The organism is Affinundibacterium seohonense, assembly GCF_014284305.1.
Classification (GTDB): domain Bacteria; phylum Pseudomonadota; class Gammaproteobacteria; order Burkholderiales; family Burkholderiaceae_D; genus Undibacterium; species Undibacterium seohonense.
This window is the reverse complement of sequence record NZ_JACOFW010000016.1, coordinates 64,792-90,326: the sequence shown is the minus strand read 5'-3', so window position 1 is coordinate 90,326 and position 25,535 is coordinate 64,792. Positions and strand designations below refer to the sequence as shown.

General features: G+C 45.7%; 17 protein-coding genes. 4 read left to right on the top strand and 13 right to left on the bottom strand.

From position 1 onward, the window contains the following. Nucleotides 1-75 precede the first annotated feature (75 nt). The 7 genes from H8K52_RS13980 to pepN all read right to left on the bottom strand — a co-directional run bounded on the left by H8K52_RS13980 (nt 76) and on the right by pepN (nt 14,029). Entirely contained in the window at nt 76-2,577 is a 2,502-nt protein-coding gene (locus H8K52_RS13980; RefSeq protein ID WP_186923525.1) for a DEAD/DEAH box helicase, read from the bottom strand. A gap of 1,286 nt (nt 2,578-3,863) precedes the next feature. Continuing rightward, a complete protein-coding gene (locus H8K52_RS13975; protein WP_186923524.1) occupies nt 3,864-5,876 on the bottom strand; it encodes a flavin monoamine oxidase family protein in 2,013 nt (670 codons plus the stop codon). 144 nt (nt 5,877-6,020) lie between these two features. Then, the gene (locus H8K52_RS13970) at nt 6,021-7,751 is read right to left on the bottom strand and encodes an alpha-keto acid decarboxylase family protein (protein ID WP_186923523.1); all 1,731 of its coding nucleotides are present in this window, start codon (nt 7,749-7,751) and stop codon (nt 6,021-6,023) included. A 257-nt stretch (nt 7,752-8,008) separates the two neighbouring features. Continuing rightward, entirely contained in the window at nt 8,009-8,923 is a 915-nt protein-coding gene (locus tag H8K52_RS13965) for a glutaminase (protein WP_343044204.1), read from the bottom strand. 75 nt (nt 8,924-8,998) lie between these two features. Further along, nucleotides 8,999-10,144 (bottom strand): hypothetical protein, encoded by a 1,146-nt coding sequence (locus H8K52_RS13960; RefSeq protein ID WP_186923521.1) that lies wholly within the window; start codon nt 10,142-10,144, stop codon nt 8,999-9,001. A gap of 153 nt (nt 10,145-10,297) precedes the next feature. After that, nucleotides 10,298-11,311 (bottom strand): class 1 fructose-bisphosphatase, encoded by a 1,014-nt coding sequence (locus tag H8K52_RS13955; RefSeq protein WP_186923520.1) that lies wholly within the window; start codon nt 11,309-11,311, stop codon nt 10,298-10,300. A gap of 48 nt (nt 11,312-11,359) precedes the next feature. Beyond that, nucleotides 11,360-14,029: an aminopeptidase N gene (gene pepN / locus H8K52_RS13950; protein WP_186923519.1), complete on the bottom strand. Its 2,670-nt coding sequence runs from the start codon at nt 14,027-14,029 to the stop codon at nt 11,360-11,362. A 373-nt stretch (nt 14,030-14,402) separates the two neighbouring features. Here pepN and H8K52_RS13945 point away from each other — a divergent pair, with 373 nt between their 5' ends. Then, nucleotides 14,403-15,110: a DUF4136 domain-containing protein gene (locus tag H8K52_RS13945; RefSeq protein WP_186923518.1), complete on the top strand. Its 708-nt coding sequence runs from the start codon at nt 14,403-14,405 to the stop codon at nt 15,108-15,110. Nucleotides 15,111-15,175: 65 nt separating this feature from the next. On the opposite strand, the gene H8K52_RS13940 is transcribed toward H8K52_RS13945, so the two are convergent. The 4 genes from H8K52_RS13940 to H8K52_RS13925 form a co-directional block, all read right to left on the bottom strand. Beyond that, entirely contained in the window at nt 15,176-17,398 is a 2,223-nt protein-coding gene (locus H8K52_RS13940; RefSeq protein WP_186923517.1) for a DUF1631 family protein, read from the bottom strand. A gap of 37 nt (nt 17,399-17,435) precedes the next feature. Further along, complete coding sequence (locus tag H8K52_RS13935; protein WP_186923516.1) at nt 17,436-17,585, bottom strand: hypothetical protein; 150 nt, start codon at nt 17,583-17,585, stop codon at nt 17,436-17,438. A gap of 170 nt (nt 17,586-17,755) precedes the next feature. Next, the gene (locus tag H8K52_RS13930) at nt 17,756-18,664 is read right to left on the bottom strand and encodes a DMT family transporter (RefSeq protein ID WP_186923515.1); all 909 of its coding nucleotides are present in this window, start codon (nt 18,662-18,664) and stop codon (nt 17,756-17,758) included. A gap of 61 nt (nt 18,665-18,725) precedes the next feature. Next, nucleotides 18,726-20,051, bottom strand: coding sequence for an ATP-binding protein (locus tag H8K52_RS13925; protein WP_186923514.1), 1,326 nt, complete (start codon nt 20,049-20,051; stop codon nt 18,726-18,728). Between the two features lie 248 nt (nt 20,052-20,299). Here H8K52_RS13925 and H8K52_RS13920 point away from each other — a divergent pair, with 248 nt between their 5' ends. The 3 genes from H8K52_RS13920 to H8K52_RS13910 all read left to right on the top strand — a co-directional run bounded on the left by H8K52_RS13920 (nt 20,300) and on the right by H8K52_RS13910 (nt 23,305). Beyond that, nucleotides 20,300-21,493, top strand: a complete 1,194-nt coding sequence (locus H8K52_RS13920) for a hypothetical protein (RefSeq protein WP_186923513.1) — start codon at nt 20,300-20,302, stop codon at nt 21,491-21,493. A gap of 114 nt (nt 21,494-21,607) precedes the next feature. Continuing rightward, nucleotides 21,608-22,471 (top strand): MipA/OmpV family protein, encoded by an 864-nt coding sequence (locus tag H8K52_RS13915; protein ID WP_186923512.1) that lies wholly within the window; start codon nt 21,608-21,610, stop codon nt 22,469-22,471. A gap of 78 nt (nt 22,472-22,549) precedes the next feature. Then, entirely contained in the window at nt 22,550-23,305 is a 756-nt protein-coding gene (locus H8K52_RS13910) for a hypothetical protein (protein ID WP_186923511.1), read from the top strand. Between the two features lie 23 nt (nt 23,306-23,328). On the opposite strand, the gene H8K52_RS13905 is transcribed toward H8K52_RS13910, so the two are convergent. Next, complete coding sequence (locus H8K52_RS13905; protein ID WP_186923510.1) at nt 23,329-24,027, bottom strand: response regulator; 699 nt, start codon at nt 24,025-24,027, stop codon at nt 23,329-23,331. 179 nt (nt 24,028-24,206) lie between these two features. Next, a complete protein-coding gene (gene phoR, locus H8K52_RS13900) occupies nt 24,207-25,505 on the bottom strand; it encodes a phosphate regulon sensor histidine kinase PhoR (protein ID WP_186923509.1) in 1,299 nt (432 codons plus the stop codon). Nucleotides 25,506-25,535: the final 30 nt, after the last annotated feature.

Below are 25,535 nucleotides of genomic sequence, written 5' to 3'. Positions count from 1 at the left end.
GACGTTTCCTAGATTTTGCAAGCTGAGCTACATCACCTCTTCCAGCCTGCAAATCAAAAAGAAAACACGCCTCTCTTACAAACTCAAAGGCTGCAATAAAGCCTGCAAATCCTCAGCATTAAACTTCGCCGAAAACGCCACATCACTGCCGAGCACACCTTCTGCCAACGCCGCTTTACGTTCTTGCAAACCGAGTATGCGTTCTTCGATGCTTCCCTCGACCACCAGTTTATATACGAACACATTCTTATCCTGACCGATACGATGGGCGCGTGAGGTCGCTTGTTCTTCGACTGCAGGATTCCACCACGGGTCCATGTGAATCACGGTATCAGCAGCCGTTAAATTCAAACCCACGCCACCAGCTTTTAAGCTGATCAGCATGATAGGCGGTGCATTGTCTTCAGCTTGATTTTGAAATCGCGCTACCACCGCTCCACGTTGCGCGACCGGTGTTTTTCCGGTCAAGCTCAAAAATGGTAAAGACAATTTCTCCAACTGCACTGCAATCAAATCTAGCATTTCGGTGAACTGAGAGAATACCAAAACGCGTCGACCTTCTGCCACTAGGCTAGGCAGCATATCACTGAGCATTTCTAACTTGGCGCGCTCCATGGTGTCGGGTGTTTTGGAACCCTTTAAAAGATAGGGATCACAACAAACCTGGCGAAGCTTCAAGAGCGCATCGAGTATCGTGATCTGACTACCAGAAAATCCTTTGCGCTGTAGAATTTTTCTGATTTGATCATCCGCTGCGACACGTACGCTTTCGTACAAGTCCCGCTGCTGACCCTGCAATTGCAAGCGCTTAATCACCTCGGTTTTGGCTGGCAATTCGCTTGCGACTTCATCTTTACGGCGACGCAAAATAAAAGGCCGTACACGGCGCGCTAATAACTGTGCTCGCAAGGTTTCACCGTTGACTTCGATAGGCTTGCGCCACAGTCGTGTGAAACTACGCATATCCCCCAAGAAGCCTGGCATCAAAAAATCAAACTGCGTCCACAATTCTCCTAGATTGTTTTCCAATGGCGTGCCCGTAATACACAATCGATGCCGCGTACGCAAACGACGCACAGCATCTGCTCCACGACTGGAAGCATTCTTCACGGTTTGTGCCTCATCCAAAATGAGAAGATGAAAAGTTTGTTGCTCTAAAATGGCCAAATCACGCCACAACAATGGATAGGTCGTCAATACGATATCGACTTCAGCCATCTGCGCGAAATTCTCAGCACGCTGCGCGCCCTGAAGCGCCAGCACGCGCAAACTTGGCGCCATACGTTGTGCTTCTGCCTGCCAGTTAAACACCAACGAGGTCGGCAATACAATTAACGCCGGTTTATCCAAACGCCCTGCTTGCTTCTCGATCAAAATATGTGCCAGCGCCTGCGCGGTTTTACCCAAACCCATATCGTCCGCCAAAATACCTGCAAGATGATGTTCACGCAGATACTGCAACCAAGCGACGCCATGCAATTGATATGGCCGCAAGGTGATGCCCAAACCAATTGGCGCAGCGACCGGTTTTAATTCGCCCACCATTTGCAAGCGTTGTGCCAGTTCGCGCAACCCCAGATCACCACGTAATTGCCAACCACCGTGCACACCGGCTCGCGCGGCCTGGCTATCGAGTAAAGACTGGCGTAAGGCCTCCAATCGATAACCATCCCAAGCCGACAAATGCAAGGGACCAGCCACTTTATCTTGCAGGCGCTGCTCATCGGTCAGCAATTCCAGCATGTGGGTGACAATGGCTTTCAATGGCGCTGCCAAGGCATCGATACGCTTGCCACCGGGCGCGCGCAACTGTATGACCTCGAGATCATCGATTGCTATCACCTTTTTCGCATCTGACCATCGCGCATCACGTCGCAACAAATTGGCCAGCATAGGTACCAGATCCACAATCTGCCCATCAATCTCCACACCCAAACTCAACAACCACGAACCTTCACGCGCCGGCAAACCTAGAGGCACAATAGTCTGCGCATAGCCACGCATAGGTGTGGCAACTTCTTTGCCTATCACTTCACCGCTGGCAGGGTCGATTATTAAATGCCAAGCCTCCACAGGTACGCTCTCATGCGCAAAGCCCGGACGCACAACAACACGCCAACCGAGCGCCTGCAAACGGGGCAATTCCTCCGCCCAAAAATCCGCAAAAAAATCCTCTTGCTGCAAACTCCACAGCGGACCAAATTGCAAAGCCGCATCTTCACTGCGCCATTGCAAACTGCTTGCCGGCACAGGCTGCAAGTTCAGGTCCCAGACTTTATCTAAAGCATCCGCTTCTGCACCGAGATCGCGAACGAGCACAACTGGCTGGCCTTGCACGTCTTCCATTAAATGGGTGGCGTGAGGTCGACGGTTTAGTAAAGTCGTTGGTGCTGGCGTTTTCCAGCTCAAGCCTGTATCTGTTGTGTAGAGCCAGTCAATTTGTACTACCGTGACACTGCCGCCACGGGGGCCGAATGTGCCTGTGGGTTTCATGCCTAATAAGCCGTCACCTCGGTGTAGGGTTTGTAGGGTGATGCGGGGTTGGAAGTGGGCGTGGTGGGTTGTTGGGGGTGGCATTTAGGTATCAATACTGTCTTCAGTTTGAAAGAAGTATACCGTGCTTTATTGACTGCGCTTTTAATTTTGGATAAGGACTAATTTGAGCTTGAAACCGTTCGTATTGGAGTTAACCCATGCTTCATTCTTAACGAATAAGTTGTCGATTTATTTGACTCTAGTTCATTTTTCAACTTGCTGGTCGTTCACAGGTCGGGTGTGGCCCGACAGCCAATTACCTTTTTTGCTTCGCCAAAAAAGGTAATCCAAAAAAAAGGCGACCGTAGACTCGCCCCTTCGGGGTACTTACGCTTCGCTTCAGCATAATTTGTGCATCACAAAAAATGGGAAAGTGTTGAAACTCGCCTTCGGTTCAAACAACAACACTTTCTTATCCATTTTCTGTGACGCACAAATTACATCGTCTCAAACGGGGGTCGGTCAAAAACAACTGCAACATCAAGACAATCAATCTCAATGGACATCCATTTTTCTACTGGCAGCAGTAGGTCGTTGCTTTTGACTTTGCTTTTGACTTTGCTTTTGACTTTGCTTTTGACTTTGCTTTTGACTTTGCTTTTGACTTTGCTTTTGACTTTGCTTTTGACTTTGCCTTTGCCTTTGACCTTCATCCACTTCTGACACTGCCAATTGTGCGGGACAGAAAATGGATAAAGAAAGTGTTGTTGTCTGAGCCGAAGGCGAGTTTCAACACTTTCCCATTTTTTGTCTTGCACAATTGGGCACCCGAAGGGCAGTGGCAGCGTGGTCGCCTTTCTTTGCTTACTTTCTTTGGCGAAGCAAAGAAAGTGAGTAGCTGTCGGTCTACCACCGACCAGAGGTCAACGAGATTAGATGAGAATTACATATAAGATGAGTCGGATGAAACCATCCATATCGACAAACATCAGTGTTAATCAACGAACGCCACTAGACTCCTGCCTTCGCAGGAGTGACGAGATAGATAACTGTCGGGCTACCCCCGACCAGAGGTCAAAGAAATTAGCTGAGAATGACATATCGGATGAGTCGGACGAAATAATCGATATCGACAAACATCAATATTCATCAACGAAAGCCACTGGACTCGTGCCTTCGCAGGAGTGACGAGACGGGTAGCTGTCGGCATACCACCGACCAGAGGTCAATGAAATTAGCTAAGAATTACATATCGGATGAGTCGGACGAAGTTATCCATATCGACGAACGCCACTAGACTACTGCCTTCGCAGGCGTGACGAGACTAATAGTAATTTGAAAGGTCTTCCCTTAAAGAAAAGACCTAAATCAAATTCAAAACCCATCCCCTACTTCGCCGAACAAATAAACGGATACTCACAATTATCAATAATCGGCTCCACGCCAAAGAAATCATTCAACACCGACTCAGCCGTACAATAAGCGCCCTCCACCCAAGCCTGATCATTCGAATACGCCTCGCCAACGATGAAAATATTCACATCAGTCTTCTCCATCAACTGCGAAGGTTTGCGAATTTTTTGTTGTACGTCACCAATATTAAAATGCGAAGACCACGCGTGATAGCCAGCATTAAACGGTGGCAATGACCAATCCATATAGGCTGCTTCGACAGGTGCTGGCACCATGCTGTAATCCGAATTTGGACCGAAGTGAATTTCGGCTAACTGCTTGCGCAGCATTTTGACCATGCGGTCTGGCACTTTTTTCGGGCCTTGTAGAGTCTGTACATTTTCATTCGTTGGAATATGCTGTTCTTGATCTGGCTCTAGCTCCATCTCTTTCCAGAATGTCGTGTAAGCCTCATCGTCATAACTAGCTAGCAAACCATAGATAGGTTTGGCTGTTGCGTCACTGGCGTTATTGCCGAAATACACGACTTGGCGAATTGGTGTGTCTGTGACACTCGGACCAATCGTGTTATTTAGAGTCACTTGTAGCAAGGCGTTTTCATGTTTGAGACTTAGCCGCTCTTCGGTAATCGCTTCAACGGCTTGAATCAAATCCGATGAACTCGCGTATGGTGTGCCGACTAAACTACTCAAGGCTTTCAAAGTCGATTTCGATAAACCCAAGGCTTTTAATTGCACGACAGCTCGTTGCGTCACTTCATAGCCTGTCAATTGCGGCATGTAGATTGGTGGATTTTGCGAATCGGCGGTCCACCATGGCGCATCAAAAAACATACCGACTTTGTAAGATGGCTGCATGATCGCAGCTTCTAAGTACAACTGGACTTTACGATGATTGAGGACATCGGTCACGCCCACATCGGCTTCAAAGCGAGAACCTTGGGCCACTTGCTCAATCGCATGGCGCGGCATCGCTAACCACGCCGCATCGGTGGTTTTGGTGCCCGCTTTCTTCCATGGATTTTCACGTGTCGCGTAGCTGTAATGAATGACTTTATCTTTGGCGACAATAGATTGCAGGCGCGTGTTGGGTTGATAATTAAAGTTCACGCCCTGCGCTTTGGCGAGCTTGACGATCTGATCAAATAAGGCGTTAAACATACCGGAATAGCCGATGTTAATCGTCTTGTATTGATTACCCGGCGTGAATTCATTATTCGCTTGGAACGCATAAGCCGAGTTCCAATTGATCACGTTGGAGCTATAGCCATTGCCGTCCGCGGCGTAGTTAAAACCCTCGCTGCCCAATTGGTCGTACATCAAATTCCAGTAACCGATGTCTTTGAGCTTATCGCCTTTTTGATAGACCGAACCATCACCGGTATTGACCTTAATCACACCATCGCGATAAAAAGTATCCCACTGACGGCGCGTCATGTTTTTTGTCACGGATAGTTTTTCTAAAGTCGAGAAACCATTGTCTGGCGCGCCATCTGCACCGTAATGATCAACGTGATACGGCGCAGGAGTTTGCGACGTAATTTGATTTAAGAAAAAATTTTTGCTTCGTAAATAGTAAAGTGGATTGGTGGATTCATTAAACGGCACTGCATATTTATCTAGGCCTAATTGTTTAATTACAGTGGTGACAACACGATGCCCGGGTGCAGTGCCGTTATTGGCGTCTTTGGCATTCATATCCCAATCGGAATAGCGCATGCCGCCGAGCTCTAAGTAGGCTTGCGTCTTATCGTTTTTGTAGTGCCAAGTGCAGATACGCGCACCCGCAGCACGTGTACCAGGATGGGCTTTGGAGAAATCATAGCGTCCCCAGTCGTAGAGTTCTAAGGTGTCGCCTTTAGCGAGTTTTTTACTTTTATCTTTGCTGTTTTTGACTTCGCCATTCAGCAAGCGCCAAGCTGTGTATAAACCCGCAGCACCAGCGCCGAAGATGGAATATGTCTTTGTATTTGAATTTGTTTTCGCCATGAGAATCTCCTAATAAATTAGTTACTTAGTTTTTTTAAATTGAACTACTTTCACCGCAGAGGCGCAGAGTACGCAGAAAATACTCATTGTCTTTCTCTGCGTACTCTACGCCTCTGCGTCGAGGGCTTGTTTTGTCATTCAAAATCACACCGGCAAAGTCTCATTGCCCAAACGTGCCATTTGTTGCGGCAAGTCTTTTTCTGGAATACAGACTTCCACCAAGACAGGCTGCGATTTGATTTTCTTAATGAGTGGTAGAACGCGCTTTAATTCCTCTACCGTTTCGACTTTAAAACCCTTAGCACCAAAGGCTTGCGCCAGTGCCATGTAATCCCATTTCGGCAAGATGTCGAAGCTATCGAATTTGTGCTGTGGGCCTGCTTCAAAGGCGGTGACATCGACATACACTTGCTCGATCGCGTACACGCCATTACTCATAACGAAGATCACTGAGTTCAAGTTATTGCGAGCCAGCGTGGACAAGGATTGGCAAACCATCATAAAGCCGCCATCACCCGCTATCGTCAGAGCGCGTTTGCCACTACCGAGTTGTGCGCCAGAGGCAGCGCCAGTTTCAAATCCTATGCATTGCCAAGCAGCAGAGCTGATATAGCTACCTTGCTTCATGCCCATCGCATTGCTAGCGACATACATCGCGCTACTGACGCCATACACCATGACGATATCGTCCATCATTTTTTGGTCCAGCAAAAACTTCATGGTGTGTTGGAAAAAGCGGTTGTAGGTGATGACCTCAGGCTTGTCATTCCAGCGCGCATCCGAGTTTGATATCCACGGTTCGGGATACACTGGCTTGGCGGGCGCTTGTACTTTTAACGGGTAGGACTTGGATTTTTGAAAACGCTTCAAGAGCGCTTCCATAAAGTCTTCCATAAACACGCCTTCGTATTGAAAGTAACCGACTCGCATCTGCCCCAATGAGCTTTGTATCATTTGCGGATATTTGTTTTCCATCAGCCACAGATAATCATCAGTCAAAATCGTGCCTAGTGAAATGATGCAGTCGGCTTCTTCAACCTTTGTGATCACGCTGGCGATAGAAGCTTGATCAGCATACGTTCCGATGAATTGCTCACCCACTTCATCGACCACGGTTTTTCCCAACGTGGTCGTGGTGTACAACATACCGCTGGCATCGATAATTTTTTGTAGTAACTTGCTGAGACCAAAACGCAGGACTTCTACGCCTGCAAAGATCAATGGTTTTTTTGCTGCGGTGATTTGCGACCAAGCCAATTCCACGGCGTTTTCTAAAGCAAGTTTCTCACTAGCCAGACGCGCAGCTTTTAGTGGTGTTGCTGATGGGCGTGGGCATGGTTCGCCCCACACTTCCTTGTAACAAGCGATGTACACAGGACGACGATGCGTGAGTGCAGCAATCAATAAGGCGTCGATTTTCTCCGCAGCACCAACAGAAGTGCTGAGCGTCTCTGCCGCCACGGTGACGTTCTTGTAGACATTTTGATCAGCGTCCAAATTACCCGTGGAATGATGAAAAATCATGCCGTACATATTGGTCTGATTGCGCATATCGGCGCCAGGACAAGCACTAATCACCACGATAGGGCTGCGTTCAACATAGGCACCAGCGACTGCATTTAAGGCACTAAAGGTGCTGACACCATATTGCAAAGAAACTGCAGCGAGTCCACGTGTACGCGCATAGGCATCAGCGGCATAAGTGGCATCTAACTCATTGACTGCACCTATCGTCTTAACACCATCAAAGTCTTCTAGTGCTTGGGTGAAATGTTTAACGTAATCACCGGGAATTTGAAACACATCGGTGACATTCAGCTGCAATAAGCGGGTTAGCAGGTAATCGGCTACGGTAAATGGTTGGCGGCTCATCATGGACATTCCTTATGATTATTTGAAGATCATCACTGACTGATCGACGCAGCTTTAAGCCAAACATGCATAAACACTGCGAACATTTTGCGTAGAGCAATTTGCATGCCAATCAGGAATTTGATGGGAGAAACGCAGGGCGCGTAGAGTAAAAGGCGACGGAAATCCTGAAGCTGGCTCTGCTCCATCACTCTGCTAATTCTGAAAAGATATTTGAAAATTTGACGTGTTAAGAAATTACTTACACGCCAATGAGAGAATTAAAAAATCGAACGCGCGGTCATGGTAGTGAACAACTCCAAAGCCATCACGCCAGCTAAAGAATTGCCGGCAGGATCAAGTCCAGGCGACCAAACACAGACTGCTAACTCGCCAGGCACGAGCGCCAAAATACCTCCACCCACGCCACTTTTGGCAGGCAGGCCGACGCGGAAAGCGAAGTCCCCAGCCACGTCGTAGGTGCCACAAGTCAGCATCAAAGCATTGAGTCGCTTGGCTGAGCTAGAGTCTAAAATTTTGGTGCCATTCCAGGGGATCGTGCCGTGATTGGCTAAAAAGCTGCCGGCCTTTGCCAGCTCCAGACAACTCATCGTAATCGAGCATTGGCGGCAATAACTGGCGATCACCGAATCAACCGGATTATGAAGATTGCCAAAGTCTTTCATCAAATGCGCTATCGCACTATTCCTATGCGCGTGTTTCTCTTCAGAGATCGCAACCTCACGATCAAAATCGATTTTCACTTCATCCGCCAACATACGCATGAACTGCAAAACCGCAATATCTGCCTGCACAAAGCGTTGCGCCAAGATATCGTTAATCACCAAGGCACCGGCATTGATAAAGGGATTGCGCGGTATGCCACGCTCATATTCGAGCTGTGATAAAGAGTTAAATGGATTACCGGACGGCTCACGCCCCACACGTTTCCAAATCGCATTGCCTTCGCGTTCAAAGGCTAATGACAGTGCGAATAACTTGGTGATACTTTGGGTAGAAAACTTTTGTTGCGCATCACCTACCGTATAACTGCTTCCGTCCAAACAATACACCGCCATGCCAAAGTGTTGCGGTGAGACTTTGGAAAGCTCGGGGATATAAGTCGCAACCTTGCCCTGTGTGAGCAAGGGTTGGATCTCTTGGTGAATGTCTTCTAGGATTTGCTGGTAATTGATGGTCATTATGCGTCTTTTATGATTAATCTATCTGATAGGTATATCAACTGAATAATGAATGAGATATACCAGACACTAGCGCATTAAGGCATGGACTGCCTGATATCCTTGCTCACTTAGATAGGGCTTTAACTCAGAAAATGAAAGCTCAATATTATCGTTACATGCTTGCGAATAACGCGGAAAATCGTGTGAAAAAATGACTCCCTTGGTCGACAAATGAAGTTGGTATTTGGTGTTTTCCTTAATTTCAGAAATGCAGCTATCTTTTTCCGCCCCATTACCATTAAACGCTCGTCTTGACTTCACCGCTTTTTTTACAATGAGTGAATTTAGCTTGCCAATTCTAGTCTCCTGAAACCATTTCCAAAGATGCACTGCCTTGCCGCTCTGCGTATCCCATGTACTGTATGAAAAAATTGAAAAGGGAGATGCACCACCACAGTCTCCATTCACATTATTCAACAGTGAAATCCATCGGTCATTCCAAAAGACAGGAGCCACACTAGAGTTAGAATCAGATTGAGAAGAATGAACATCCTCAATTTCTTCATCATTAGGATTTCGACAAGCTAAATTTCCATAAGCATCAGTTCGGAGTTGGTTTTTCAAAAGAAAATTGAGTGTCTTGCGAGCGGGGATATCTTCCAATAATTCAAGCGATGATGCGTTCATCTTTTCGATGTTTAGTAACCGATACTTCTTATTCGAAATTTCTTGGATCAACCCTCGGTTCATCTTTGCCTTATGGAATTTTTGATTTTTATATGGATTATGAATGCCGTCTTCACCCACGCAGCTTTCACGATAACCAGATAAATCTTCAAATCGGTGCAGAATCATTGGGATCACTTTTCCCGAATCAGTTGCTCGCCAATTCACATCTAGCGTACGCTCCGTGACTTTTTTGATTTGCCATTCGCCAGTGATTTTGTTTTCAGAAATTTCCTCCCAAACCTCGCGTTCTCCTTCTTTTTGACGAAGTGAAATCGGTTTTGAATATTTCAAATAGAAATAACTTGAGCGGTTCGGAATTGATGAAAAGTAACGCGAACCGGTGTCGTCAGGATTTTCAAAACAAGCTATGATGTGTTCACCACCCAGCGTGCCAACCCAAACGCCATATTCTGTCGGCTTGTCTTTTTCTATTAAGGAAGTTTTTGCATGGGAAATGGAATGAAGACTGATCGTGATCAGCAAGCCAAGAATGAAATTTATCATAGGCATCCGTTAGAAAATCGAAAGTGAAAAATAGTATTTATCAAGTATATCGCCTACATAACACAAGCAATCAATTTCACAACAAAATTTACCAACAAAAAAGCACACTCAGAAACTCCAAAGTGTGCTTTTTCTTGTGCAGATTAAATTACATTAAGACTCGATATGCTCAGCGTGATAACGCGTCACCAGTTCCACTTCATTCTTAGAACCCAAGAACACCGCTACCCGTTGATGTAAGGACGTCGGTTGAACATCTAGCATACGTTGTTTGCCATCAGTGGATGCGCCACCAGCTTGCTCGACGATCATGGACATAGGATTGGCTTCGTACATCAAGCGCAATTTACCTGCTTTGTCCGGTTCACGCTTGTCGGCTGGATACATGAAGATGCCGCCGCGATGCAAGATACGATGCACGTCTGCCACCATCGATGCGATCCAGCGCATATTGTAGTTTTTATTGAGTGGGCCAGTTTTACCTGCCAACATCTCATCGACATAGCGTGTGACAGGTGGATACCAATGACGCACATTCGACATATTGATGGCAAATTCTTGGGTATCGGCTGGGATTCGAATATTGCGTTCTGTCAGTACCCATGAGCCCATTTCACGATCCAAGGTAAAGCAATTGACGCCATTGCCCGTCGTGAAAATCAACATGGTTTGCGGACCATAAATCGCATAACCAGCAGCGACCTGCTGACTACCTTTTTGCAAGAAATCTTGCTCGGTCGGTGTACCCATGCCATCTGGCGCTTTCAAGACGGAGAAGATAGTACCGATCGATACATTGACATCGATATTGCTGGAGCCATCAAGTGGATCGAACAAGAGCATGTATTCGCCTTGTGGGTAACGGTTAGGAATCGGATGGATGGTTTCCATTTCTTCTGATGCCATCGCCGCTAAATGGCCGCCCCATTCGTTGGCTTCTAACAAAATTTCGTTCGACAGAATATCGAGTTTCTTTTGCACTTCGCCTTGCACGTTTTCTGTATGCGCAGTTCCTAAAACTTCGCCGAGTGCGCCCTTGCCAACCGCGTGACTGATGGTTTTGCAAGCGCGTGCAACGACTTCAATTAACAAGCGCAATTCTGCGGGGATACTATTATTGAGCCTTTGCTCTTCGACCAGAAAACGGGTCAGACTAATGCGTTTCATATTCTTCCTTCTCTATAGTAAATCTTAAAAATATTGTCTTGTTAATCGTTATGCCGCTAGCGCTTTCGTCACCACTTCCGACACATCCTTCGATAAATTCTTAGTCGCTGCAACTCTTTGTAAAGCGGCTTTCATTAAAGCTTTATTCGCTTTTGGCAATTTCGTCCATCGATCCATACTGCGGGACAAACGTGCAGCAACTTGTGGATTGAGCTTATTCAAGGCGATCACGCAATCAGCCCACAAGCCATAACCGCTGCCATCAGCAGCATGAAAGCGCGCTGGATTCGCATTGCAAAAAGCGAAGATCAAACTACGCGCGCGATTCGGATTACTCATGCTAAAGGCTTTGTGTTGCATCAAAGCGCGTACCTGCTCGACATCGGCTGTTGGCGCTGTCGCTTGCAGTGTGAACCATTTGTCGATGACCAGCGCTTCACTTTCAAATTCTTTATAGAAATGCGCCAACACTTGTTTGCGTGTCTTGCTATACGCTTTATCCAATGCGGAGGAACAGTGCAACATCGCGCTCAAAGCAGCAATACGATCAGTCATATTCTCGGCCTCTTGATACTGCGTATGCGCTAAAGCATAGGTCGCCGCATCTGGCCATTCCACCAAATACGCCAAGGCACAATTTTTCAAAGCGCGCTTACCCGCTGATTGCGCATCAGGACTGTATTTGCCAGGCGTCAAATTATCCTGATAGGCTTTTAGCAAATCTGCTTTCAAATGCTGCGCCAGTGTCGCGCGCACAAATTGACGTGCGATGTGAATACTGTGCGGATCAGCGATTGCCATTTCCTCGGCAATCATGACTTCCGACGGCAGAGTCAACACCAATTCACGGAATGCCGGATCAAGGTTTTGATCGATTAAAGTCTTGCGCAATGCATTGATAAACAGATCATCTAAGCTCAATGTGTCGCCTTGTTGCACCGCCTTGACTAACTTGAGCAAACGACGCATCGCTAAGCGCTGCCCAGCTTCCCAACGACAGAAAGGATCACTATCATGCGCCAGCAAATGCGCTAATTGCTCGTCGCTGTAATCGAATTCCAAGATCACTGGTGCAGAAAAATTACGCAAGATGGATGGCGTGACTTCACGATCACTATTAGTGAACACAAAGTTCTGCTGCGCTTCTTTCAATTCCAAAATTTGCGTTGTGCTAGTGGCAGACTCGCCCAGCAATTGTAAAGCGACATCTTTGCCCTCGGCATCAATCAAGCCAACCGCGACCGGAATATGGAAAGGGAGTTTCTTCGCTTGGCCTGCCGTTTTTGGACAGGATTGACTCAAACTCAAAGTATAAGTCTTAGAGATCGCGTCGTAGCTTGTTTGGGCTTTCAAGCGTGGCGTACCCGCCTGACTATACCAACGTTCAAACTGCTTCAAATCGCGTCCATTCGCATCGGCCATCGCCGCACGGAAGTCGTCGCAGGTGACCGCCTGTCCGTCATGGCGCTGGAAATACAAATCCATACCCTTGCGGAAGCCTTCATGTCCCAACAGCGTGTAATACATCCGGACAACTTCAGACCCTTTTTCGTACACGGTCACCGTGTAAAAATTATTGATTTCGACAAAAGAATCTGGGCGAACAGGATGCGCCATTGGGCCTGCGTCTTCCGAGAATTGCAATTGCCGTAGCACGCGCACATCTTCAATCCGCTTGACTGCTCGACCTGTTTCGTTACCGACCAAATCGCCAGAGAACTCTTGATCACGGAAGACCGTCAATCCTTCTTTCAAAGACAATTGGAACCAGTCGCGACAGGTCACGCGATTGCCAGTCCAATTGTGGAAATATTCGTGACCGACCACTGATTCAATGCCAGCGTAATCGGCATCAGTAGCAACACGAGAATTCGCCAACACATACTTGGTGTTGAAAATATTCAAGCCCTTATTTTCCATCGCCCCCATGTTGAAGTCGCTGGTGGCAACGATCATGAAGCGATCGAGATCCAGTTCCAAACCAAAGCGCTCTTCATCCCAGCGTATGCTGTTCTTTAGCGAGTCCATCGCATGTTGGGTTTTGTCTAGATTGCCCTGTTCTACCCACACTTGCAGCAAAACTTTACGACCCGATTTGAGTTTGTATTTTTCTTCTTGGCAAACTAATTTACCTGCAACCAAAGCGAATAAGTAAGAAGGTTTTTTGAACGGATCTTCCCACTTAGCATAATGACGACCATCGCCGAGGTCACCTTGTTCTATCAAATTACCGTTTGACAGCAACACGGGATACAATTTTTTATCGCCACGCAGCATCACTGTATAACTCGCCATCACATCAGGACGATCAGGGAAGAACGTAATCTTGCGGAAACCCTCGGCTTCGCATTGGGTGAAGAAATTACCATTCGATACATACAAACCAGACATCGTGGTGTTTTTGTCGGCGGCGATCGCTGTTTCAATTTCCAGCATGACCTGATCTGGCGCACTGCTGATGACCAATCGCTCTTTTGTCAGGGTATAGGCGTTTTTTTTCAGATTCACGCCATTCATACGTAATTGCAACAGCTTGATATCTTCGCCGAACAAGACCAAATCTTTTTCGGCACTGTCGTGATTGCGTCGCATGGTGATGCGGGTCGCAACATGCGTGCGTTGGGGATGCAGATCAAAACCCATTTCTACGGTATCCACCCAAAAGCCGGGGGCTACATAATCTTTACGATAAATAGTCACTGGTGTTGGTGCATTCATATCTTGATTCGGTTTTCGCATATATTCAAACAATCTCTGCAGTTAATGATGACGCTGCTACAAGCCTATATCCAGACGGTCTGAAGCAATCAAAACCGTATTTTACCAAGCGCAGTCGTCGATCGGCGGCAAAAGTCTGAGAAACGCAGAAGCAGAACAAAAAAACCGCTAAAACGACATAAAAACCAACATTCATGCAAACTGGTATGCACACAGACAAACGATTACACACTGGTACAGACTTTTACAATCATTAGGTTCATGATAGAGTCTGCATAGAAAGTGCCCATACTATTTACGCAATAAACCAACGCTATTTAGCATCAAACTGCTCATAAATTTTTACCGATCAAGTATCACCGGAGGCAATAAAATGAAACATTTCCGTGCAAGCTTAGTCTTTTTAAGCGCAATCTTACTCACCGGATGTGCCAGTACGTTTTACAGCAAAATCAGTACGATCAATCAATTACCGGAAGTCCTAAATAATAAAACCTACACCATCCTTGAACATGCCGAACAAGCAAAAGAACCAGAATATCTGCATGCCAGCGAAGAGGTCAAAACACGATTAAAAGAATTAGGCTTTGAGGAAATCGATCAATCCAAAGCGGCACTTAAAGTCAGCATGCAATTGATTTCCATCCCAGGAAACACGCATGTTTCATCTATTTTTGGCTCTGGGAGCTATCTGATTACACCGTCCGGCATGGTGATTCCTATGGGAGGATTTTGGACTTCTCGCTACTATCCTGGATTCATCAATACGCCATATCGGTTTTCCCCTCGTTCGAGGTTTCAGTACAGACTCAGCAGTCCGTTTTACTCACCCTTCCCATTTGGGAATCACCTGCATCCATTTTACGCAGCAGATTTAAACGTACGTCAGTATGTCGATCATGGGATAGAAATCGTCATCAGCGATCGCAGTTCTGGTAAAGTGTTGTACTCTGTTCTTGCCAAATCAACACAAAACGATACAGAAATCGCGCCATACATTGAATTGCTTATCGAAAGCGCACTGAGAGACTTCCCAAGTAAAACTGGGGAAAGCAGAATAGAAATTCAATTGGAAAAATAGTAGGACTCATAAGAAAAAATCCCAAGTTTACGCTTGGGATTTTTTTTGAACTGACGAACTCAAGATCAAATCGCTAAATCTCTCAGCGCATATGTCAAGGCTCGATCAACTAAAGAATTTGCTAAGATAGTACTCGCGGTACCTGCTCGATATTTGTCTTCCAAATCCGCTGCCGCTATCGAGAATGCTTGATCTCCCTGCCGATTAGCAAAAATAAAACTGCTACGTTTCGGACTGATCCAAGCGAGCTTGAAACGAGTAATCTGTTCAAGCTCATCACTAAAATCTAACCACATACCACGCTCCAAATCCGCCACCTGCTTAGTCGCTTCATCGTTGGCCTGCACCGCTTTTTCATTCACGAAACGATCTAGACGGCGATTACTCGCGCGTTGTGCAATATTCACAGCAATCTCTAATTGACGGCGGGGCGACAATTCCAATGGTGCTCGCGCCATCGCCGCATGACGTTCCGCCAATTTCGAGAAAAATAAGACACGATCAGGCTCATCCCAACGAATCGCATTTAACCAAGCATTGAGCAATGTCAGCATCGCAGGTAACTTTGCAATCAAGGCTTTACGCTCGTCTGGGCTGTTCTTCGGTTTGAGACTCCAAATCAAATCATCCATCGTCTTCAACGCATTTTCTAAAGCATGTGGTTTTTCATCTTTCACGCTGTGCGCAATAGTTAAGATGCGTATCCACTGCTCCTCTAAAAACACTTCGAGAAAACCAGCAACTTCTCCAGTCTCCACGCGGATGGCGACATCATGCTCAGCAAGCTCCCTCGACACGCGCATTTTTTCTTCTGTTAGTGCCGTTTGCACGGGCTGACTGATCGCGGCCTGTGCTTTACAATCTTCTTCTTTCAGGTACAGTTCAAGATCAGACACAACATCAGAGAACAAATCAATTTGCGCATCAAATTCGGTTTGCACCCTCTCGACCACATCGCCAATCACGCCAAGTAACGGGTCTAAAGCACTTGCATCATGATCTAACACGATGCCTGAACTACCCAAAATATCTAACAAAGTACGGGCAGGATGAGACTCTCTAAAGAAAAAGTCACGATCCGACAATGCCACTCGGACGATTGGAATTTGTAATTGAGCCATCATACTTTTAATATCTTTGCCTAAACTTTGATCGGCAAAGATATAGTCAAAAATACGGGCTAATAATTCGATGGTGTTTCTTTCAACCACACTCAGTTTCTGCGCTGAGCTCGCGTGTAAAACTTTGTGTAAGCGTGACTCAAATGGTGCATTTGCATGCTCTTCTTGCGCAAAGCGTTTTTGCATTTCGCGTAAGTCTTCGAAAAATTGCTGGTCTATACTCGCTTTGTCTGCGCGATCCTCATCAGCATCTAAATCTAATTGATTCGTCAACGTATCGCTCACTGCAGCCAAGCCACTAAAATCATAGTTTGGATCCGTATGCGCCAATTCAATTTGACCAGAAAAAACCCTTTTTAATTTATCTTGCAAATACGGATCCAGGCTGAAGAATTTTTGTACTGGCAAATACGCAACACCTCCTGCAGAAGTGTCAAATCCATCATCACTATCTGGACGAATACCGCGAGCCATCAGCTCTTGATTAATTTCATCCAATATCGGGCTAAGTTGCAGAAAGACTGTTGGTTGCAATAAGCGCAAAACTACCAAATGTGATGCAGGATTGTCGTCTAATTCCATCCACGCTTGATGAACGGCCTTTACAAAAATTTCAGGACGAAAAGGATTTTGCGTAACATCAATTGGCATGCGATTGAGTATTCTGCCTATCAGAGTATTCAACATCACTAACGACTCAGCATTCAAAACTTCGAGCGCATGACTGGCATTGCGCAACAAAATTTTACCCTCCATCTCCTCGTAAGTCTGGGCAGTTTTATCTAAATATTGCTCGTCTTTTTTAAGTCGACGTCGGGTATTAAAAACACTAACTTCTTTGCTGAGTGCAGCATTAATCTGACCGGCAACGAGCCGATAAAATGCGGTGCTATTCCTCTTCAATAGTTGATGGGCGTCATAGCTTACCTTGGCTTCTTCTGGTCGAACCGCCTGATCTGACAATTTAAATAATTGATCAGCTAAGCGTGTCGAAAAAGCTTCCAGTTGTGAGGACACTAAGTTTGTCGCCAACGGCACCATGTTTTGCAGGACCAATAGGCGTGCAGCACTTGATGATTCCGCTTTTTTACTCTCAGAACTCTCTGAGCTGGCAAGATTTCTCTTTACCAGATTTGACGTGGCGGGGATAAGTGGAATGGTATCCATGGTTCAACTCAAAGTGTTAAGCATTATTGGTAATGCACTATATCGTGTAGTAAGCCTCTGTCGCGAAAGTAATCGCAACAATCAAAGCAACGGCAAATAAGAGAACGAGCAAAAGTCGGCCAAACTTCGGACTTCCATCGTCACTTACGCCTTGATTCTGCTGCTCGGATTGATTTTGTTCTGTCATAGCGTTCCTATTAGTGCATGTATCAGTGAAGTGCTGAAATGATTTCTTGAGTATATGTTGTTTTGTGTTAAATCGACTAGAGAAAAGCAAGAAAATCGACTTAGTCATTCATCAAACATGACATTCCGAATGTATATATTTACAAACGCCTTGCATAGAGATAAATAAATCTATTTTCGACTCAGCAAGTACATCCCAAATATCACCAAACTGGCGCCGGCAAACTGCCAAGTCGTGATCGCTTCGTTTAAGAAAATACTACCTAAAACCAAGGTTGAGACTGGTCCTATCATGCCGGCTTGCGATGCCTTTGGTGCACCGATTTTTTGTATCGCAAACATGGTCAAAAAAACAGGAAACACTGTGCATGCTATCGCATTAAAAACTGACAGGGAAAGCACCGGCCAACTTTGCATTAAGGTACTAGCAGGTCGCAGGATAAAAAACTGTGCAAGACAAGCAAGGCTAGATATGCACATCGCATATGACACCAAGCGCAACGACCCAATGCGCGCGACCATTTCGCCAGACTGTACTAAATAAGTTGCATAGGCGATTGCTGAGCCCAGCACTAAAGCCGCACCAAAAACAACTTGCTGACCATTAAAACTTAAATCATGCATGAACACCAATACAATTCCCAAGTAGGCAATCACGAGAGAGATGTATTCAATCGGCCGGATTTGGCGCTTGAACCAAATTACATGGATAAATAATACGAAAGAAGGTGTCAAAAACAAAATGAGCCGCTCTAAGCCAGCCGAAATAAACTGCAAGCCAAGGAAATCTAAAAAACTAGACAGGTAATAGCCGACTAGCCCCAATCCAATCAGTCGCCAACGATCAGTACCAGAAAGCGGCGGATGTTTACAACTCTGCCAAAAAGCGACGAGCGCAAAAATTGGTAGCGCAAATAGCATACGAAATGCAATCACCGTGACAGCGTCAAGTTGATGCGCGTAAAGCAGCTTTGCCACGATCGCTTTTGCGGAAAATAAAATTGCCCCCACGATGGCTAGGCTGAGGCCGATTACATGCTCACGTCGATTTGAATGCTGTTGGTTGATGGCATGCTGCAAAAAATAAACCTCCTGAAAAGTGCATTAAAAATACGATCGTTTTTTGAGCTAAATGTCTTACTTAGATTTTATAAGGCAAAACGATTTCGAACCTTGCACCACCGATGTCAGCTTGTGAAATACGGACGCTGCCGCCATGTAACAACACGATTTGTTTAACAATTGCGAGTCCCAAACCAAAGCCGCCGGTATGTCGATCACGACTACGATCTAGGCGATAAAAGGGTTCAAAAATCTTATCGCGATCCGACTCAGGTATGCCACTGCCATCGTCATCGATTTGCACAACATAAGTATTAACTTGTTGCGTCACACGAAAGATGATTTGACGTTCCGCATATTTCAGAGCGTTTTTTAACAAATTTTGTATCGCACGTTCAAGCAGGCGCTGATCTCCATTGATATGCCGATGTCTGACCTCTAGGATCTGACGCAACTCAATTTGCGCAGGGATGGGTGGCAAGTGCTGCAGGCACGCTTGCATCAAATCCAGCACCTCGATTGGTTCCACCAGCAATTGGCCTTGTGCATCTAATTTCGCCATGTTTAAGAGCTCAGAAACCAAGGTGTCCAACTCTTTTAAATCTGCTTTCATGGCCTCCACGCGCATTTTTTGTTTATCACCTGCAAGCCCGTGATCCGCACTTTCCTGCAAGATTTCCAAAGCAAACTCTAGCCGCGCTATCGGTGTGCGTAACTCATGAGACACCGAGTGTAAGAGATTTTTCTGCGAACTCAGTAACTGGTCTATTCGCCCTGCCATCTGATTAATTTGCTGCGCCAACGGATAAATGCTGGCACTACTTGAGGTATTTGCGCGTACCGACAGATTGCCTTCGCCGATTGCCGCTGTCACCTCGGACAAGGATTGAATATCACGCCAATGAGCTCGCGACCAAAAGCCAATTGGGATTAACAAAACGAAAGCAATGATAATGTAACGTACGATTTCAAGTTGAATATTGAACCAATAATCAATCGGTAAATTTTGCAGATACAGCACATCCATATCGCTGCCGATATACTTTTCTCCATCGAGATCGACGCGTCGATACAAGGTTCGATTCGCGGCATCGAGAACCACACGTCCACTTTGTAATTTCACTGCCTGCGCCTGATTCATTTGCTCTAGGGCTTTGGGTAATGGAATCAACTCAAATTGCACTTGCGAGACTTCACGCACTTTGTTCAGACGAGAAAGCCATTCATCTGTAGCGGCTTTATCGATGTATTGTTCAATCAAAAAAATTTGTGGCGCGACCTGACGCTCTGCATTTTTTTCAATCGGATTTCCGAAAATCCAGCTAATCACCGCATACACCAATACCGTAGCGAACGCGATCGACAGTAATACTGGCGCCAGAAAGCGCAGAAACAAACGATTCACAGCGCACCCCAGCACGAACGATTCATAGCTCCATACCCAAACAACTTCATATAGATTCTCCTTGCGAACTATTCTATAAGAATATTTGCAAGATACCGACTGTTTTCACAGAATTTCATTCGCTTTATTGAAATTCCAAGCTTTTTACAAATTGAGGACAAATTGCCAGCATTTTGAGGGTGAAGCGAGAAACAAAATCAACATACAATGCCTATATCGAATTTATTCTCAGCATAGAAGGTAGCCACATGTCTGCTTTATTTTCTCGCTTCTACGCCCTCACCCTCATTATCTGCCTCTGCGCCTGCGGTGGTAGCGGGAGTGTCACTCCGCAAGAGCCTCGAAAAACACCCGCGCCTATCGCCACCAATGAATTTTTGAATTTGGTCAAAGATGCGACCTGTGCTAACTTAAAAAATCGCCTGTTCCTAATTGATCAAAAATATGTCATGTGGGATAAATCTGGCAGCTGTGCGGATGCGTCATACGCACAAAATTTATACGGCAGCTCACCGCAAAACTTACTTTGCTCTCACGCAGATAGCATTGCTGGTCAGCGCACCACTTGCACAGACACTGCCGTCGAGAGTTTATTTAAAACGATCATCCAAAACCTCGACAAAGCCGATCTAGGTCTAGGTAGCACCCATCAAGTACAAATGATCACCATTCCCACGCCAAACAGCCAAACCGTCGCGTTCAAAGTCTTATCGGCTAGTTTTCATCGAGGCGTTCCACCCGACTATGTACTCATTAAAGACAACGCTGCCTGGAACAGTTTTTGGAGTACAGCCAATATCAAACCATCAGCATCCTTAATGACACCGGATTTCACCTCCAAGATGGTTTTGGCCAAGTTTTACAAAACAGCCAACGATTGCAGCCTTACACGTTTTTTAAAACTCAGTTCAGACGGGCAGACATTGACTGCCAATTTCTTTGAAGAAGAACGCATAGCAATTACCCGCTGCGATCTCGAAACGACACTCAATAGCACACCCATGCATATGATCGAATTGCAAAAATCAGACCTACCCTTGGTTATGAACAATGTAAGCAAGCAGCTAATCAATAGCAGAACCATCGCCAATGGTAGCTATTCCAGAATTCAAGACGCACGCACCGTAGTGATCAAAGATCAGGCGAGTTGGAATAAGCTGTGGCAAGAACATCAGGTCGATGGTGTTGCGCCAGCACAGATTGATTTTTCAAAGAAAATGGTAATAGGCCTTTTTCTTGGAACACAATCGTCCGGTTGTTCTGGCATACAGGATGTCAGGATCTGGCAGCAAACCGATAAGGTCGCGGTGAGCTACTACAACCTAGAACCGTCAGCAAATAGTATGTGTATCGCTAGCATCACAACACCTTTTTATATTACGGAAATCGATACCAGAAATGAGGCTGTCGAATTCAATCGCGTGCCAACACCTGTACAATGATAAGGCGAGCTTCGCAACGTTTGCGTGATTTACGCATGATTCAAACCTGAAAGTATTTCTCAATTGTAGAATGGCGAAAAGCTTCATCACTGATTGCAATGTTGAGAATGAACAATGAATAAAATTTATACCTTTTTGATCGCGGCGCTCACACTTAGTGTGACTGCACACGCGCAAAGTCCCGCACAGAATCTGATGCCCGATGGCAGTCATGATATGTATTTGGGCATAGGTGTAATGTCACGTCCTGTCTACGAAGGCGCAGAACATAAAAAAGCAAACGTCATCCCTGTCATGCAAATGCAATGGAGTAATGGCGTTTTTCTTGCTGGCATGAGTGCTGGTTGGCACTTATCAAACCAATTTAATCATGAGTTTGGACCGCTTATCAGCTTAGAGCCAAATCGCACCTCATCTGGCTTATCGAACAGTATTCAAACGCCTGCCAACCTGCAATCGAGTGTGGTCGGCCCTGGTTTAAGTGACAGAAGCCACTCTAAAGCCAGCAATAAATTACTCGGCTTAGAGGACATTCGTACCCGCATACTTTACGGTGGATTTTACAACTATCAGCTCGCGGAGAATTTAAGGCAGACCAATACTTTACTGTTTGGTGCAGGGAATAATCGACAAGGACTTCGTTTGAGCAGCGATCTGCGCTATCACGTAAAAGATATGTTCCCACACCACCAATTGACTTTTGGCGTTGGATTAACCTTGGTCAATCAGGCTTATGCCCAAACTTATTTTGGTGTCAGTGACATTGAAGCCGGTCGAAGTGTGAACGAACAATTTACAACCAAAGCCGGAGTGAAAGATATCCACGCAGATATTTACTGGAATTGGAACCTAAATTCCTCGTGGTTAATCACTTCGAAAATGAATCTAAGTCAACTTATAAATAGCGCTGGCAGAAGCCCATTAGTGGAGCGGAAGACAAATTTCACAGTATCGAGTGCCATTGCTTATCGATTCTGACTAACACTGATTGCCTCACTTTATTACTTGACCTGATCACTTACGTATTTAATTTAAATTTTTTACTACATAAAAATCGTGAATCTCCGTAACGCATTCTTTGCTATCTCTCTACTGACTACCGCATGCACTGCGGTAGCGCAGTCGGCCGATGATGGTATGCGTGCGCGCGATGCAGAATGGATGAGTTACCGGGATGCGTACAAAACCATGCTGTGGTTCGAAAAATATGGCAAACCAAAGAATCTGATTCAACTACAACTGCAAGTCCTACCTAAGGATAAAAATACATCCTTTGACAGTTTGCGCATGCATATTGTTGGCAAAACCACCCATCTTGATTTACCACTTGATCCACTCGGGCGCACAACCTTACCGCTCTTAAAAGTCGCTTATGACGATAACGCAGAATTGGTTGTGAATCAAAAAAATGGACAAGCCGCTTTTCATTTCAGAACCAGCATTAACCTGCGCACTGATGGCATTTACGAAATTGCCGATCTACGTGCCGCTTGCGAACAAACTTTGGCCTATCAGTCTTATGTGGATATCGGTGCGAATCGGGGAAAACGCTGCGTTGGAGTCCGATTTGTATTTGCAAAAAAAGACAATACCGCACTAGTGGAATTTAAGTATCTGACTCAAAACACCGCTCTACCTATTCTTGATAACAGTGCAGTCTGGAACGATACCGCTGCGATTTTCAAAATCAGCAATGTTATTTTCGGCGCAGCAATTAACATGGCTACACACACGCAACCATCCCCCCAAATAGAAAAAGGGCAGATACATACGCGTACCAGCCCTTTAGCGATCATTGCATTAATTGAGTAGGTCGGGTCATTTCCCGACTTAAGCTATTCCCAAGCAGACGGGGAAAATAAATACCCTTCGCCCCAGACAGTTTTAATTTTTTCAGAATTTTGATCGTCAAAACGACGACGCAGACGAGAAATAAGATTGTCGATACTGCGATCAAGTCCATCAAACTCTATCCCACGCATTTTCTTTAAAATATCATCGCGCGATAAGACTTTTCCTGGCGCTTCAACTAATACCATTAACAACTTAAATTCGGTATTTGAAAGCTCAATGACTTGTTCACGCCAGTGTACTAAGCGATCGCTACGAGAAATATGCAGAGCGCCAAATTGCAATGAGTCATGATCGAGCGAATTGGTCGCATTATTGGCATTCGGAATGCGGCGTACCAAGGCCCGTAGCCGTGCCAGCAAAATTCGCGGTTGGACTGGTTTACTGACAAAATCATCTGCACCTTGTTCGAGAGCGGATACCTCGTCGTAGGAATCTTCACGCGCAGTTAAAATAAGGATCGGTACTTTACTAATTTCACGGATTTGTCTGCAGACTATCATGCCATCTAGTCCTGGCAACATCAAATCAAGCACCACCATATCTGGCGGATTGCTTTGAAAATGGGCGAGCGCTAAATCGCCACGCGGCACAAGTTCAACTGCGAATTCATAGGCCTGGAGATACTCAACAATTAAACTGGCGAGGCGTTCATCATCCTCAACTAACATCACACGAAACATAGGCTTTCTCCTTAAACGCATTGTATAAGGACTATACTCTGAGGGCAATAAAATCAGAGTCAAAAGCCTGTAAAAAATTCCGGAAATTGGTGAAGATAAAATGGCTGTTTTGGATGCGACGTTTAGGTTACATCGCGCCCTCACTTGGCACATATTGCCATAGCACCCCAAGCTTAATTTCAAACGGCGCCAATGACCGCCCGATTGGGGAATTGAACACAAAATTTACTACCAACATTGACGGTCGATTCGATTAACAGCTGCGCATCATGACGAATCAACACGTGCTTCACAATCGCCAATCCTAAGCCAGTCCCTTGTGTCTCACGTGAGCGACTTTTATCGACTCGATAAAATCGCTCAGTCAAGCGGGAAATATGCTCTTGGCTAATACCAATGCCATTATCCTGAACGATAAACCGAGGACCCTGTGCACTGTTTTGCCAAATTAATTTAATTTCACCATGCTCCGGGGTGTATCTAACGGCATTCGTCACCAAATTACTAAAGGCACTACGAATTTCATCGGCGCTACCTTGTATATCTGGTCCGTCTAGTTCAAGACTAAATTGATGCCTACCATTTGAAAGAGCATGCGCTTCTTGCTTGATATGACGCAACATCAAAGGAATATCAATCCGTTCTGTGCGAACTTGAAAATCCGTCGATTCAAGTCGGCTCAGCGTCAACATATCCTCGACTAAACGTTGCATACGTTCGCCCTGCTCTACCATCAATTTGATGTGGGAAGCACGAATAGATACCTCTAGATCAGGCTGCATCGATGCGATTTCCAAAAATCCGTTAATCACGGTCAATGGTGTACGCAATTCATGCGATGCATTGGCAATGAAATCTCTACGCATCATATCAATGCGCTCAGATTCAGTGATGTCATGTGTCACCAAAATCTGGCGGCGATTTTCAAATGGAATCACATGCACAATCAACTTGCGATCGCGCAAAGACAGCGTCAATGGCGTCTCATATCGACCGAGAATAATGTAATCGATAAATTCGGGTGTGCGCACCAGGTTAGTCACACGCATGCCTTTATCACGGCCGAGGTCCAGGCCTAAGTGACGTTCAGCGATTGGATTACACCACTCCAAAAACATCACGTCGTCCATGATCACCAAGCCATCAGGCAGCAAGGTCATGGCTTGACGAAACCGAGCGAGCCACTCCGCCAATTCAGATTGGTTTTTTTCATCGCCACGCCGCAATTTATACAGACGTGAGAAAATTTCGGTCCAAGCACCCCACCCATCAGGCAGTCGTGCACTATTCGGATTATCTAACCAGTCAGACAAATTGAGTAGATACTGCAACTGCACCACGATCAAAGTGATCATGCCGAGCAGAGCCAAAATTAAGCCAGTGGTTTGCCCAAAAAAATAGGCACCAACACCAGCAGCGGCCAAAATAATCGTGATGCGAACAGCGGCTGAAATCCAAAAAACTAAGTGTGGGCGCATTGTAGGGGTGTTTCAAAAAGTGAGCTTGAT

Bases quoted from the DNA above. Each gene is read 5' to 3' on its own strand.
- H8K52_RS13980 (WP_186923525.1), bottom strand. From the start codon at position 2,577: ATGCCACCCCCAACAACCCACCACGCCCACTTCCAACCCCGCATCACC.
- H8K52_RS13975 (WP_186923524.1), bottom strand. From the start codon at position 5,876: ATGGCGAAAACAAATTCAAATACAAAGACATATTCCATCTTCGGCGCT.
- H8K52_RS13970 (WP_186923523.1), bottom strand. From the start codon at position 7,751: ATGATGAGCCGCCAACCATTTACCGTAGCCGATTACCTGCTAACCCGC.
- H8K52_RS13960 (WP_186923521.1), bottom strand. From the start codon at position 10,144: ATGATAAATTTCATTCTTGGCTTGCTGATCACGATCAGTCTTCATTCC.
- H8K52_RS13955 (WP_186923520.1), bottom strand. From the start codon at position 11,311: ATGAAACGCATTAGTCTGACCCGTTTTCTGGTCGAAGAGCAAAGGCTC.
- pepN (WP_186923519.1), bottom strand. From the start codon at position 14,029: ATGAATGCACCAACACCAGTGACTATTTATCGTAAAGATTATGTAGCC.
- H8K52_RS13945 (WP_186923518.1), top strand. From the start codon at position 14,403: ATGAAACATTTCCGTGCAAGCTTAGTCTTTTTAAGCGCAATCTTACTC.
- H8K52_RS13940 (WP_186923517.1), bottom strand. From the start codon at position 17,398: ATGGATACCATTCCACTTATCCCCGCCACGTCAAATCTGGTAAAGAGA.
- H8K52_RS13935 (WP_186923516.1), bottom strand. From the start codon at position 17,585: ATGACAGAACAAAATCAATCCGAGCAGCAGAATCAAGGCGTAAGTGAC.
- H8K52_RS13920 (WP_186923513.1), top strand. From the start codon at position 20,300: ATGTCTGCTTTATTTTCTCGCTTCTACGCCCTCACCCTCATTATCTGC.
- H8K52_RS13915 (WP_186923512.1), top strand. From the start codon at position 21,608: ATGAATAAAATTTATACCTTTTTGATCGCGGCGCTCACACTTAGTGTG.
- H8K52_RS13905 (WP_186923510.1), bottom strand. From the start codon at position 24,027: ATGTTTCGTGTGATGTTAGTTGAGGATGATGAACGCCTCGCCAGTTTA.
- phoR (WP_186923509.1), bottom strand. From the start codon at position 25,505: ATGCGCCCACACTTAGTTTTTTGGATTTCAGCCGCTGTTCGCATCACG.